This is a genomic window from Erwinia sp. PsM31 (genome assembly GCF_030433775.1).
Taxonomy (GTDB): Bacteria; Pseudomonadota; Gammaproteobacteria; order Enterobacterales; family Enterobacteriaceae; genus Erwinia; species Erwinia aeris.
Window position 1 is genome coordinate 48,274 of sequence record NZ_JARUWZ010000006.1, and the last position, 14,878, is coordinate 63,151.

7 protein-coding genes are annotated in these 14,878 nt (G+C 59.7%); 1 reads left to right on the plus strand and 6 read right to left on the minus strand.

Translation table 11 applies throughout. The annotated features are described in order from the left end of the window. The first annotated feature begins 108 nt into the window (after window positions 1–108). Window positions 109–723, plus strand: coding sequence for a hypothetical protein (locus QCD69_RS07055; protein ID WP_253456554.1), 615 nt, complete (start codon window positions 109–111; stop codon window positions 721–723). Between the two features lie 60 nt (window positions 724–783). Here the strand turns inward: QCD69_RS07055 and QCD69_RS07060 are convergent, their stop codons facing one another. The 6 genes from QCD69_RS07060 to QCD69_RS07085 form a co-directional block, all read right to left on the minus strand. Next, window positions 784–1,317: an RcnB family protein gene (locus QCD69_RS07060; RefSeq protein ID WP_253456556.1), complete on the minus strand. Its 534-nt coding sequence runs from the start codon at window positions 1,315–1,317 to the stop codon at window positions 784–786. A 135-nt stretch (window positions 1,318–1,452) separates the two neighbouring features. Next, window positions 1,453–2,619: an HlyD family efflux transporter periplasmic adaptor subunit gene (locus QCD69_RS07065; protein ID WP_301251518.1), complete on the minus strand. Its 1,167-nt coding sequence runs from the start codon at window positions 2,617–2,619 to the stop codon at window positions 1,453–1,455. After that, the gene (locus QCD69_RS07070; RefSeq protein WP_301251519.1) at window positions 2,616–4,790 is read right to left on the minus strand and encodes a type I secretion system permease/ATPase; all 2,175 of its coding nucleotides are present in this window, start codon (window positions 4,788–4,790) and stop codon (window positions 2,616–2,618) included. Before QCD69_RS07070 ends, QCD69_RS07065 begins: the two co-directional genes overlap by 4 nt. Then, window positions 4,768–6,210 (minus strand): TolC family outer membrane protein, encoded by a 1,443-nt coding sequence (locus QCD69_RS07075; protein WP_301251521.1) that lies wholly within the window; start codon window positions 6,208–6,210, stop codon window positions 4,768–4,770. The genes QCD69_RS07070 and QCD69_RS07075 overlap by 23 nt, the downstream gene beginning before the upstream one ends. Before the next feature lie 59 nt (window positions 6,211–6,269). Then, window positions 6,270–13,979 (minus strand): BapA/Bap/LapF family large adhesin, encoded by a 7,710-nt coding sequence (locus QCD69_RS07080; protein WP_301251523.1) that lies wholly within the window; start codon window positions 13,977–13,979, stop codon window positions 6,270–6,272. Window positions 13,980–14,184: 205 nt separating this feature from the next. Further along, on the minus strand, window positions 14,185–14,466 hold the full coding sequence (locus QCD69_RS07085; RefSeq protein WP_301251524.1) for a hypothetical protein: 282 nt from the start codon (window positions 14,464–14,466) through the stop codon (window positions 14,185–14,187). Window positions 14,467–14,878: the final 412 nt, after the last annotated feature.

Consider the following 14,878-nt stretch of genomic DNA (forward strand, 5'->3'; position numbering starts at 1 on the left):
CTGCATTAATTAACTCAAATCGGCGCCGCTGCCGCAGGCCGGCGGCATTAATTGGTAAGCCTGCGTCAACTCAGTGCCTATAATCGCCTCGAAAAAATAAGGGGCGTTATGCAATCTGATTTACTTTTTATCCGCCGCAAGGCGTTGGCTTTTATTGGCTGCGCGCTGTTTCTGGCCGCCATGATGGGAATGGTTTTTATCGATGTTCGCTGGATGAACGATGGCGTACACGAAACCTCATTTACTGAAATCGCTCAGGAACTGATGCTGCTGGCTATCGCGCTGCTCTATTTTCATGGCGCATATCGACAGCCTGCCATCAGGCCGACGCTGATATTAATCGGCGGCTTCTTCACCTGTATGCTGATCCGCGAGCTGGATTTCCTGTTCGACGAGCTATCACACGGCAGCTGGGTGTGGTTCGCGCTGGCCACTGCCGCCGCGTGCGTCGTTATTGCCGTGCTTCAGCCAAAGCGCGCCGTGAAAGGCCTGGCCGATCTGCTGCGTCATCCTGCCTGGGGCATGTTGTGCGCGGGTTTGCTGACCATTCTGGTGTTTGCTCGCCTGTTCGGTATGCGCGACCTGTGGCAGCACCTGATGCTGGATGGCTATAACCATACGGTGAAAAACATGGCGGAGGAAGGCTGCGAACTGCTGGGCTATAGCCTGTGCCTGCTGGCTTCGCTGGGGTATCTGTATGGCGATCGGGCAAAGGCGGAATAAAAAACGCCGCCTTGCCAATACTCGTAAAGCCCGACGTTTAACGCCGGGCTTTTTTATAGCTTATTGCTTGTAAAAAATGTCGCCGGATTCCACTTTCAGGATGCGGCCATCTTCTTTAGAAATCTGCACGTAGTTGCCGCCCATATAGGTCCAGCTGGTGCCCTGCTCAGGCGCAGGCAGGTTGCGGGTTTTCCAGTCCACAATTTCATATTTTTTAGTGCGGTAGCGGTCAGGCACCACGCTGCCGATAGTGAAACGCTGGAAATCGGCAAAAAAGTACTGAATTTCATAAGGATGGGCCGGATCGCGCTGCGGCGCGGCCGTTTCGCCTGAAGGCGTCTGCGCCTGAGAAGGCGTTTGTGCTTCCGGCGCGATCGGCGCGGCGGATGGGGCATCCGTAGCTGGCGCATCCGTAGCTGGCGCATCCGTAGCTGGCGCATCCGTGGCTGGCGTATTCGCAGCTGGGGCATCCGTGGCTGGCGCGGCGGCGGCAGGATCCTGCTGCGTCTGAACATCTTCTGCAAAAGCCGTAGACACTAACGGCGTGGCAGCCAGTAAAAAAGCAGAAAAGAGAATGGACGTCGACTTACTCATGAGTTTCTCCGCTGAAAATGAAATTATCAGGTGGCACCGGTCAGCGAGGAAGCGCCACTTCGTCACGCGCACATTATCGTTTCTTTTCAGGCAAGGGAAGCAGGAAAAAGCGTGGTCTGCCCTTTTCGCCCAGCGTTATCTTTCGCGTAGCGCCTCTTTCGCCCGGTTCAGCGGTTTCAACAGGTAAGCCATAATGGTTTTGCTGCCGGTATGGATTTCCGCCATCGCGATCATCCCCGGATGCACCGGGAATTTTTTCCCTTTTTTATTAAGCAGATAATCTTTTTCGGTACGCACATAGACGCGATAGTAGTAGTTGTCCCGATGCACCTCGTCCTGGAGGGTATCCGGCGATATGGAAGCCACTTTCCCCTCAAGGCCGCCATAGATATTAAAATCATAGGCGGTCAGCTTGACCACGGCGCGCTGGCCCGGCGTGATAAAAGCCACGTCGCGCGGCGAAATCTGCGCTTCAATCAGCAGCTGTTCATCCAGCGGCACCAGCTCCATCAGGTTGCCGCGCTGCGGGATCACGCCGCCCACCGTGTTGACCTCGATCGCTTTGACGATACCCCTGACCGGCGCGACTATCGTCGTGCGCTTCAGCGCATCGGCGCGTCCGATGATGACCGATCGCTGCGAAGCGGCCTCGGCATTGGCTTTCGCCAGGTCCTCCCGCGCGTGCACGATGTACTGATTTTGCGCGTCGTTCAGCTTGCTTTGCAGATCGTTAGCCTGTCTTTTCAGCCGCAGCACTTCCACGTCGCTGGCCGCGCCCTGCGCCACCAGCGAAGCGGTCAGCTTAAGCTCGCGGTTGATCAACGTCAGCGCTTCACGCAGGCCGCTCAGCGTTTTGTCCAGGTTCTCCCTGCGCGAGCGATACAGCGCCGTCTCGGCCGCCACCAGATCGCCGTCCTCCAGCACCTCGGGCGGAAAATGCAGCTCGCTGCCCGCCGTTTCCGCCTGTAAACGGGCCGCCGTCGCCAGCGCCGCCCGCATTCTTGCCGTGCTCTCCTGTAGCCCGGAATCCAGCTGCGTGGGATCCAGCAACGCCAACACCTGGCCCGCCTCCACCACGTCGCCTTCACGCACTTTCAGCGTTTGCAGAATGCCGCCCTCCAGCGACTGCACGATCTGCGCGTGGCTGCTGGGGATGACTTTGCCGACGCCGACCGTGACCTCATCCAGTTCAAACAGGCTGGCCCAGAGAAAAAACAGCAGCAGCATCGTCAGCAGCGACCAGACGATCAGCGCGCTGCCGCGCCCGGCCGTTTTTTTGCGGCCTCTGAAGCGTCCGCTCATGATGACGCCTCCGTTTTGCGGCGCGGCGCGGCCGGTTTAACCAGCAGCTGCTCCTTCGTCCCGTCACGCACGATTTTGCCGTTATCCAACAGTAAAATACGATCCACCAGCTGCATCACTGCCGGTCGGTGCGTGGCGATAATCAGCGTTTTCTCGCCCGACCAGGCCTTAAGCTTTTCGATCAGGCGGCTTTCGGCGGCGTCGTCCAGCCAGGCCGTCGGCTCATCCAGCAGCAGCACGGCGGGCTGGCGCAACAGTGCGCGGGCCAGCAGCAGCAGCTGGCGCTGCCCGCCGGACAAGCCTTTGCCGCCCTCGTGAAGCAGATAGTCCAGGCCTTCCGGCAGCTGGCGGATAAAGGTCATAGCGCCAGCGATAGCCAGCGCTTCCTGCATCTCCTCCTCCGTAGCCAGCGGCATTCCCAGGCGCAAATTCTGGCGGATGGTGCCGAAAAACAGCGACGAGGACTGGCTGACCAGGCTGACGTCGCGCCGGACATCCAGCGGATCGAGCGTGTCGAGCCGGACGTCATCCAGCAGCAGCGCGCCCTGCGTAGGCCGCAGCAGCCCGGCCAGCATTTGCAGCAGCGTGGATTTGCCAGATCCGTTGCGGCCCAGCAGCGCGATTTTCTCGCCGGGCTTGATGGTCAGCTTATCGAGCGCCAGCGCCGCCTGGGCGGCTTCAGGGCTATAACGATAGACAATACCGTCCAGGCTGTAGTCGCCGTACAGTTTTGCGCGATGCACCTGCGCCCCGCGCTCGGGCTGGTCTACCTCGCTGTTTAGCAGGCTTGCCAGCCCTTCTCTGGCGACTTTCGCCTGCTGCCAGCGGCTAAAAATCATCGCCAGCTGGCCCAGCGGCGCCATCATGCGCGAGGCCAGCATCGAGCAGCCAATCAGCACGCCGGTGGAGATATCGCCGTCCATCGCCAGCAACGCCCCCACCAGCACCACGCTGACATAGGCCAGCGTCTGTACCTCGCTGGTCCAGCTGGCCAGCAGCCCGCTGATAAAACGCTGCCTGACCGTCGCCTTGCCGATCGTTTCGTTCAGGTGGTTCCACTGGTTCTGAAAGTAAGGCTCGCCGCGCAGCAGCTTGATATCGTCCGCGCCCTGCACCGACTCCACCAGCATGGCGTTACGCAGGGCCGACTCGCGCATGGTGGCTCTGGAAAGCTTCGCCAGCGGCCGCTGCGCCAGCAGTCCCGGCAGCACAATCAGCGGGATCGCCACCAGCGGCACCAGCACCAGCCAGCCGCCCAGCAGCCAGAGCACGATCAGAAAGAGGATCAGAAACGGCAGATCGGCCACGGCGGAGATAGTGGTGGAGGCGATCAGCTCGCGCAGCTGCTCCAGCTCGCGGATCTGCGCGATAAAAGATCCGGTTGATTTTGGCCGCGCGTCGCTACGGATGCGCAAGGCGTGGCCGAAGACCTTGTCGGAAATACGCAAATCGGCGCGCTTGCCCGCCCAGTCGGAAATATAAGTGCGGGCCATGCGCAGGATAAAGATAAAAGTCAGCGCAATCATAACGCCGCCAAACAGTACCCACAGTGACGGCACGGACTGCGAAGGAATAATGCGGTCGTACACCTGCATGGTAAACAGCATCGCCGCCAGGCCCAGCACGTTGATCATCAGCGAGGCGAACATGATGTTGATCCAGCTCGGCCACTCCCGCAGCAGCGTCTGCCACAGCCAGCTGGCGCGGTAAGGCTGAATATAGTCGTCGACTCTGGCGTCGGGCACGGCGGTTTCAGGGCGGGCAAGCAGCACGCGCTGCGCATAGCGGCCCAGCTCTTCCACGCTGAGCACGCTTTGCAGCTGTTTTTCGCCGGTCAGCATCACGCTCGCCTGGCCTTGGGCGCTCAGCGACGTAACCACGCCGACGCCGCGCGCGCCGAAATCCACCACCAGCGGCAGCCGCCAGGCGTCCAGCCAGTCGGGATGGAAGTCGTCAAACAGCACCAGCAGGCCGAGCTGGCGCGCCATGTTTTCAATCAGCTTGTCCTGCGGCAGCTGTCGCAGCTGCCACTCCGCCTCGCCTTTTACCCGCTCTGGCGAAGCCTCAAGGCGATAATGCCTGGCGATCAGCAGCAGGGCTTCCAGCCACGGCAGGTAGCGGCTTTTTTCAGTATGGCCGGTGGCGTCGTTATCTGAGAAAGGGTTGTTCATAAGGCTCATTTTTCACTGTTTGCCGCTGCGCCTGGACGGCCGGCATATTGATGCTGAAGGCGTCTCTGGCCATACCGGCCAGCGCAAGATAAGTTACTTCGGCGGCCCAAAGGTCGCGGCGGGCGTTGATAAGATCCAGCTCCGCGCGGCTGATTTCCTGTTCGGCGTTGAGCAAATCAAGCACGTTCCTGTTGCCCAGTGCCAGATATTGCTCGCGGTAAAGCGACCGCGTTTCGGTAATGGTGCGCAGCCGCCGGGCGAGGATGCTGATGTTGTTTTGCAGACCAGCCATGCTCTGAAACGCGCTGCGTTGTCGGTCGGTCAGCTCCAGCTTCTGGCTGCTGATGGTTTCTCTGGCCGCGGCCAGCGCGCGCGCGCTGGCGTTTTCCTGCGCCGCCAGCGCGCCGCCCTGATAGAGGGTGCTGTTCAGGGAGAGATAGACGTTTTGATACTGGCTACGGCTCTGATAGCGGGCGATATCGCCGATATATTTGTTGCTGCTGGCTTCCAGCGACAGCGTGGGATAACGCTGCGCTTTGCTGCTGCGCAGGTCGGCGCTGGCGATGGCGGCGTCGGCCTGTGCGATAAGGATGGTGGGGTTTCTGTTCAGATCGAGCGTGGTGCCCAGTTTGCGGATCAGCGGTTGTAGATCCAGCGGCGTGGCGAGCGGCCTGTCCGCGATCGGCTGGCCCAGCAGCGCCTGAAGGTGGTACTTCGCCTGGCGAAGTTTGATCTCGCTCTCCTGCTGCTGCGCCTCGGCCGCTTCAACGCGTGCCTGCGCCTGTACGGGATCGACGCGCGTGCTGGCGCCCGCCGTCGTGCGCAGCTGCGTAAGCCGTAAAATATCCTGCAGCGCCCTGACCTGTTTGCGTGCGTTATCAAGCTGCTGCGTATAGCGACAGACCTCGTTCAGCGCCAGCGCCGTTTGCTCAATCACGCTATCGACCTGCGCCAGCAAAGCGGCCTGCTGCCGCAGATAGCCGGCCGTTGCCCGATCCACCGCGCCGCCGGTTTTGCCAAAGTCATAAAGCATTTGCGACAGCCCCAGCGTGGCGATTTGCCCGCTGCCTTCGTCCTGCTGTCGGCCCGAGGTAACCCCCGCTTTAATCGCGGGAAGGTAGCCCGCGCTGGCGTTATCGATGCTAAAGCCCGCCGACTCCAGCGAGGCGATGCTGCTGCTGATGGCCGGATGGTGCTGCACCGCCAGCAGGATCGCGGTGTGCCAGTCGACGGGCAGCGTTTTGCCGTCGCCCGTCGGCAGCATATCGGTCTGGTCTGCGGCGGCCTCAGGCAGGGTGTCCGGCGCGCCGGAAAAAAGCCCCCAGAATCCATCAGGCGCTTCTTTCGGCGGCGACGGCTGCGCAAGGCTGACACAAGGCAGCGCCAGCAGGCAGCAAAAGGCGGTAAAACGTCTTTCCATAGCTTCATCCTGAAAATCCCTGGCCAGGCCGGGCGGCAGGCGCGTCGCCCGGCGCTTGCTCAGCCAATAACGATATCGTCTTCGATATAGAGCTGCACCAGCGAGCCGTCGGCGGCCGTGCTGGTGTAGTGCTCGTAGCTGATGCCGTCCGCCAGCAGGGCCGTCGATTGCGTCCAGCTGCCGTTTAGCGTCACCGTATCGCCTTCCGCGCCCCTGACGTAGAGCGTGTTATTGTCGTCGGTGATATTGAACAGGCTTTCCGCGCTGACGGTCAGGCTGTCGTTAACGCTGTTGTCCAGCAAATCTACGGCTTCGATATTGCTGACTCGGGCGGAGATAGCGCTCAGATCCAGCGAGCCGCTGCCGTGCCAGGCCAGGGTATCACTGCCGTCCGCGCCGTTTATCGAGGTGAAGTCGGTATCGTAAAGCTGGAATATATCGCTGCCGCCGGAGCCGCTAAAGGTGAGCGCGCCGCCCGCGCTGCCGTCCACCGTCACCCCTAAGCTGACGCTCAGCGACGCGCTGCTGCCGTCCGATAAGGTGTAGGTGAAGGTATCGGTATGGCCGCTTTGCGCGGCCGCCTCATCCGGCACGTAGCGGTAGTGGCCCGCGCCGTCGATAGCCAGCGTACCCCAGTAGCCTTGCAGACTCGCGGCCTCGCCGTCGACCACGGCGGTTTCGCCATTCTGGCTGACGGAGACGAGCGTCAGATCCTGCATTTCTTCGGCGCTCAACGAGCCTTCAATCCCGGCGGTTACTTCGTTAAAGGTTATGCCTTCCTGTACGTAAAGCTTAATAGTCGTGCCATTGAGCGTGGCGCTGGTGTAAAGCGTATAAACGATGTTATTCAGCGTTTCCACGCCGCTGACCAGCCACTCGTCCGCCAGAGAAAGCGAATCCTCGCTGCCGCCGCGTACGTAAAGCGCGTTGCCGTCGCCGGTGACGCTGGCGATATCATCAACGTTCAGCGTCAGCACCGCCGCCGCACCGTTATCCTGAAGATCTATCGCCTCGATATTGCTGACCTTACCGGCAAGATCGCTCAGCCGCAGCTCGCCCTCGCCGCGCCAGACCAGCGTATCGTGACCGGCCTTGCCGTCCAGCACGGTCAGCTGCGTGTCGTAAATCGCAAAGCTGTCGTCGCCGACCGTGCCCTCGAAGGTCAGCGCGCCGCCGCCCAGGCCATCCACCGCCACGCCCGGCGTCACCGTCAGCGTTTGCGTGGTGCCGTCGCTCAGCAGATACGTAAAGGCATCTTCGCTGCTGGCAAGCGGGATCGTCGAGCCGCTGGCCAGCGTATAGGTGTAGCTGCCGTCGCTGTGAATGGTCAGCGAGCCATATTCGCCAACGATCGTCGTACCCGCCGCCGCTACCAGCGTGTAGCTGGCCGCGCCGGTGACGATGCCTGCCGCAATAGATTTCACTATCAGGCCGTTATCGCTGGTAAAGACGGATCCGGCGCTGCTGGCATCGGCGGTAACCTGATAGTCGGTGGTGCTGACGATATTGACCGCCACCTCGATCGCCAGTTCGTCATAAACCGTGAGCAACAGCAGGCTGGTGTGGCCGCTCTGCGTGGTGTCGATGGTCAGACGATAAGTGCCGACCGGCTGGTCAGAAAGCGTCACGTTCAGCGCGCTGCTGCTGGTCAGCGCCTGTGAGCCGCCGGTAACGGTTTCCCAGGCGAAGGTCTGCCCGTTGTAGCGCTGCAATGACCACGTGGCCGACACGCTGTTATCGGCATCGATCGAGGCGCCGGAGACGCTGAAGCCGATCGCCTGTTGGTCGCTACTGCTGGCGATGACGAAGCTGTCGCTGATAAAACTGTTGCTTTCCTCCTCCACGGTAACCGTCTGCGCCACGCTGTCGCTGAGCAGTGTCACCTGGCCGGTGACGTCGGCGGCATTGTTTTCCGCTGCGGTTTCCGTGGCGCTGAAGGCTATTTCGCTGTCGACCAGCAGGGTAACGCTTTGCCCGTCGGCCGCGGTGCTGACGTAGCGGTCGTAGCTGGCGTTGTTAAGCACCTCGCTGCCGATCCACTGCCAGCTGCCGCCCAGCGTCAGCGTATCGCCAGCCTCGCCTTTCACATAAAGCGTGTTGTCGTCATCGGTAATATCCGCCACGTTTTGCGCGGAAATCAGCAAATTGCCCGCGTCGGCGGCCAGCTCGATCTCTTCAATATTGCTGACTTTGTCCGCGATCTCACTGACCGTCAGCGTGCTGGCGCGCCAGACCAGCGTATCCAGCCCGGCGCCGCCATCGATACTGGCGAAGTCGCTGCCGTCAACGTTAAAAAGATCGTTGCCGTCCGTGCCCGTAATCGCTTCTGCGGCGACCACGTCATATTCACTGCCTGACGAGCTGTCCTGGTAGCCCGCCGCCGAAAGCGCAACCGACTGCTGCACGTTGAGATCGACAGCGACGCCCGCCCCGGTCGTGCCTGTGTAATGCGTGTACAAAACGCTGTTTATCACCGTGGTGCCGCTGTTGATCCAGCTTCCCACCAGCGTAACGGTGTCGCCCGCTGCGCCGGTAACGGTGAGCGTATTCACGTCGTTGGTGATATCGACCACGTCCTGAGCAGTGACCACCACGCTGCCGCTGCTTTCTGCCGCGAGCGCCAGGGTTTCGATATTGCTGACTCTGGCGGCGACATCGCTCAGCACCAGTTCGGCCTTGCCGTACCAGGCCAGGGTATCGCTGCCGTCCGCGCCGTCCATCTGCGCAAAATCCGTATCGTAAACCGCGAAAACGTCATTCGCCTCCGTGCCCTGGAATACCAGCGCGCCGCCATTGCTGCCGTCAACCTCCACGCCCAGGTTGACGGTAAGCGTGGCCGTAACCACCTTGCCGTTCACCCCTTGCAGCGCGTAGGTAAAGATATCCTGAGAGCCTGACGGCAGCGTGGTGGCATCCGGCGTATAGAGATAGGTGCCGTCGCTATAGAGCAGCAGCGTGCCATATTCGCCGACCAGGGTGATGCCGCTTTCGGTTACGGCAACGTAGCTGCTGTCGACGTCGGTATCGGCACTGCCGTCGCCCGCTTTGGCGTAAAGCCGGGTATAAATGGAGCTGAGCTTGTCGATGGCGCCGTCGATGCCCTCGTCGGTCAGCAGGTTGCCTGAAGCGGCCTGGCTGGCGGTGATCTCATAGTCCGTGGTGCTGGTTACGGAGACAGCCATATCCAGTATCACGTCGTTGTCCGCGCCCGTGGTGACGATGGCGAGGCGCCAGGTACCGGCCTCCTCAACCAGCGTCGATATATCCAGCGTCAGCAGCACCTCGCCGTTGTGATCGCCCGCCGGCACCACAAGATTATCGGTCGTTACCGTTGTCCAGCTGCCGTCGCTGCCCAGCTGCTGAAGTTCATAAGCGATGTTTTTCTCGGTGGCAAAATCGTTGCCGAACAGCCCCTGCCCGGTTTTCAGCGTCAGCCTGCCGGACACCCGATCGTCGGCGGAGACCAGCGTAAAGGCGCTGGTATAGTTCACCGTGCCGCCCGTTGTCAGCACCACATCCGTATCGCTGGCTTCGGTGGTGCGCCAGCTTACGGCTACGCTGGCGTCGGCAGCATTGGCGGAAGCAATATCCGTGACGGCGTCGGCGCTGGGATCGGTAGCATCCCAGCTGAGCGTCAGCGCATCGTTGGTGCTGCCGATCTGGATATAGAGCTGCGCTGAAGAGGTCTTGCCGGTGGCGGAGTCGGTCAGGGTATAGGTAAAGACTTCGACCTTGCCGATACTGTTCATCGAGACGGCAGGGATATATTCATAGCTGCCGTCGCCGCCGATCATCAGCATGCCGTACTGGCCGACCAGCGTAGTTTTGGTGATGGCGCCCAGCGTCACTTTAGTCACGTGGCCATCGCTATTGGTAACGCTGACGGAAGAAACCAGGGTCGAGGCGCCGTGCGGGATTGTGTCCGGGCCGTAGATCCCGTCCGCATCGCTCATTACGTTGCCTGCCGCCGTGGTGTAATCGGTGGTGGTGGCCTCTTCGGCCAGGGTATAAACCGTCTCCCGCGCTTCGAGATCGAAGCTGGCGCCGATGTTAATGCCCGCCGTGGTATAAACCAGCTGATAGGTTCCGGCGGTCAGACCGGACAGCGTCAGCGTGGCAGTATTGGCTCCTGAGCCAAACAGGCCGAACAGATTGCTGCTGCCTCCCTGCGAAACATCTACCCATTCGCCGGTGGCAGAGTGGTACTTTTGCAGGATCAGCGTGGAGTTGCTGGCAACGTTCAGGAAGGCGGACGAGGTAGCCGTTACGTTAAGATCGATAAAGGTGCCGTCCGCCACCACGATCGCATCGCTGACAATGGTGTTATTAATCGCAATCAGGCCGCTGTCGCTGATTAAGGTGCCCAGATCGTCCTCTACGCTGACCGGATAGGTAAAGCCGACCGCGGCCTCCGCGCTGATATTGTCCATTGCCGTCAGGATAACGGCCTGCACATCCAGGTTGAGCGTGGCGGACGGCGCGCTGCTGTTGCCCGCCCCATCCGTCACCGTAAACGTCAGCTCGTGGCTGCCATCGTATAATCCGTCTTCATCGGTAAACTGCCAGCTGCCGTCTTCGGCTACGGTGGCCTCTCCCACTTTTTCACCTTTGTCGTAAAGCGTGACGGTTGCGCCCGGCTCCGCGCTGCCGCTGAAGGTGGCTTTGCTGTCGGTCAGCGTCTCTGTGCGGTCTACGACGATACCGGCTTCATCCGTAATCACGATGGAGGCGGGATCGATGCCTTCCGGCGCGATGGTGTCGACGGTGTAGTCAATCGCCGCTGATGCGCCGCTGGTATTGCCCGCCTCGTCGATTACCTCAAAGGAAATATCGTGATCGCCTTCCGCCAGCGGTTGGTCCGGCGTGAACGACCAGCTGCCGTCTTCGCTTACCGTGGTTTCACCGAGCGCCGTATCGCCGTCGCTGATTATCACGGTCGCGCCCGGTTCGGCGCTGCCGCTGAAGGTTGGCGTGGTGGCGGATGTGGCGCTGGCCGAATCGATGGCTGTACCGTCGGGATTGGTGATGATGACGGCCGGTGTTTCAATACCTTCCGGCGCGGTGGTATCGACGGTGTAGTCAATCGGCGCTGACGCGCCGCTGGTATTGCCCGCCCCGTCCACCACTTCAAATGAGAAGCTGTGATCGCCCTCCGCCAGCGGCTGGTCCGGCGTGAGTGACCAGCTGCCATCTTCGTTTACCGTGGTTTTGCCAACGACCTCGCCACCGTCGCTGACCACCACCGTGCAGCCCGGCTCCGCAATGTCGCCGTTGAAGGTCGGCGTGGTGACGCTGGTAGCGCCGGACGGATCGATGGCGATGCCGGCGGGATTGGTAATGATAACGAGCGAGGTATCAATGCTTTCCGGCGCAGTAATATCGACGATGTAGTCAATCGGCGCTGACGCGCCGCTGGTATTGCCCGCCTCGTCCACCGCTTCAAACGAGAAGCTGTGTTCGCCCTCCGCCAGCGGCTCGTCCGGCGTGTACGACCAGCTGCCGTCTTCGTTTACCGTGGTTTCGCCGAGCGCCACATCACCGTCGCTGACCACCACGGTCGCGCCCGGCTCCGCGCCGTTGCCGCTGAAGGTCGGCGTGGTGGCGGATGTGGCGCCGGACGGATCGATGGCGGTGCCGTCGGGATCGGTGATAACAACGGCTGAGGCGTCCGGCACGTCCGGCGCGGTGGTATCAACGGTGTAATCAATGGAGTCTGAAGGGCCGCTGCCGTTGCCCGCCTCGTCGATTATTTCGAAGGAAATATCGTGATCGCCCTCCGCCAGCGGCTCGTCCGGCGTGAAGCTCCAGCTGCCGTCTTCGTTTACCGTGGTTTCGCCGAGCGCCACATCACCGTCGCTGACCACCACGGTCGCGCCCGGTTCGGCGCTGCCGCTGAAGGTCGGCGTGGTGGCGGATGTGGCGCCAGACGGATCGATGGCGGCGCCGTCGGGATCGGTGATAACAACGGCCGAGGCGTCCGGCACGTCCGGCGCGGTGGTATCAACGGTGTAGCCGACAGAGTCAGAAGGGCCGCTGCCGTTGCCCGCCTCGTCGATTATTTCGAAGGAGATATCGTGGTCGCCCTCCGCCAGCGGCTCCTCTGGCGTAAACGACCAGCTGCCGTCCTCCGCCACGGTCGCTTCGCCGATGGCCGTTTCACCGTCGCTGACGACGATGGTCGCGCCCGGCTCCGCGCCGTCGCCGCTGAAGGTCGGCGTGGTGGCGGATGTGGCGCCGGACGGATCGATGGCGTTGCCGTCGGGATCGGTGATAACAACGGCTGAGGCGTCCGGCACATCCGGCGCGGTGGTATCAACGGTGTAATCAATGGAGTCTGAAGGGCCGCTGCCGTTGCCCGCCTCGTCGATTATTTCGAAGGAGATATCGTGGTCGCCCTCCGCCAGCGGCTCGTCCGGCGTGTACGACCAGCTGCCGTCTTCGTTTACCGTGGTTTCGCCAACGACCTCGCCACCGTCGCTGACCACCACTGTGCTGCCCGGCTCCGCGCCGTCGCCGCTGAAGGTCGGCGTAGGATCAGAGGACGCGCTGCCCGGATCGATGGCGTTGCCCGCTTCATCCGTAATCACTACGCCGGCAGTATCCACCCCTTCCGGCGCAGTGACATCAATCACCAAATCAACACTGTTGCTACTGCTGACGCCGTTTATATCGGGGCCAATAACCGTGATAGTGTGGGCGCCTTCCGGTAACGCTTCCGGCGTAAACGTCCAGCTGCCGTTTGCCTCGACTACCGCTTCGCCCAGCAGCGCATCACCGTTAGCGATCGTCACCGTGCCGCCCGGCTGATAATTGCTGCCGCTGAACGTCGGCGTGCTGTCGCGGGTCGCCTCGCCGCTGTTGATAATGTTGCCGCTGTCATCAGCAATCACTACGACAGGCACTATGCCTTCAGGCGCGGGGATATCCTCGTCCAGAATATTTTCTGGATCGATTACGCCATCTTCGCCACCGTTTTCGGTTTCGGTATTGCTCTGAGCGTCCACCACTACGTCCACGCTGTCGCTGACGCCGTTGCCGTTTATATCTGTGCCATCCACAACGATAGTGTGACCGCCATCCGCCAGCGCCTCGTTCGGCGTAAAGCTCCAGCGCCCGTTTTCATCCACGGTGGTTTCGCCAATGACGGCTCCTCCATCGCTGATTACTACGGTGGATCCCGGCGCCATGCCTTCTCCGCTTAACGTAAGCGTGCTGTCGCTGATGGTATCGCCGCTGTTGAGGATATTGCCGCTGGCGTCGGTTAAAACGATGGATGGGCTGACCGTGGACGCGGCGTTATCGTCGGATGAAGAGCCGCCGCCGCTGGAATGATTCGAGACGCCGATGCCGATCAGCAGCGCGGCTGCGCCAATCCCCCCTCCCGCAGCCAGCATGACGCTATTATCCCCCACGGTCAGAAGTTCAGCGGAAGTATCGGTGAGCTCATACACGGCAGAAGCCGGATCATAGTCAAAGGCATACACGACGCCGTCCGGATCGGAGGCGGTCACGGCTGGCGGCACGTCAGGTGCGTAATTATCCAGCAATACCTCATAATTTTCGCCGGTGGCTTCGTCTGCCCATGTCAGCCTGAGGCCGCTATTGCTTTTGGTGGCTTTGATTTGCGCGGGAAGGTTACCATCATTACTGTGCACTTCAAAGGTAGAGGCGTTTGCAGGCGGCTTCAGAGAAAGAGGCTGTTGTGGAATTAAGTCGTGTCTGGCAATAACTTTACCGCTGACATCTTTGATGATTAATTGTAGGTTCATTTTTTCACCGATAATATATTTAAAATATATGAATAGCTTTCCGAAAATCACTACCCCGGTTGGAAAAAACAAATCATTACGGCCTGTTCAGGGACAGGCGTCTTTTTATTAAAAAGATAAGCGTCAAAAGTAATCTTAAAAAAATTAAGTCAGAATCAATAATATTCTGCCGTATTTAATCATTTTTTATTATCACGACCGTGCATTAAACAGCGTCGGCTGCGCTTGTTTTTTTCTGGAAATAATACGGCCTGATCATATCGCCTTTAAGGTAAACGCCTTTACCGCCCGTCATCTGGCAAAAGGTAATAAAATCATGAGGTACATGCAGCGAAAGCAGACGTAACTGCAACAGCTGCATCACCTGCCACAGCCGTTGATTGGAAGATTGCAGTCCATGACGATCCCAAACGTGATAGAGAATATCTTTGAACAGTACGGCATTGTCGTTGGCGTTCTGTAACAGGAAAAGAAGCAGACGCAGCATGGTCTCCCGCAGCCGATATTCTTTGATAGCGCTGTGGTTTCTCTTATCGAAATTGGAAATTCTACGATGGCTCAGATCAAACTGGACGTATTGTCCAATGTAGTAGCCTGCAATAATTTTCCCCAACGGTGCCTCCGATATAAGACGCTTACGGAAATCTTATTGCATTAATATTACATGTTTAAATTAATAATTTAAGCGCTTTGTTAAGAATGATAAAGATAAACAGATACATCTATACAATAAAATAAAAGCAGCATAAAAGCCTAATCAGTTTGTTCACAAGCCGTTAATAATAACATCTGTATAACAACATCCCAGAATTCTCCCTGTCGTGACGCCGTTTTTTACTTAACGGATTATTTTAACTTCCTGACAAATTCAGAATTTAATTCTGATAAAAACAATCAGG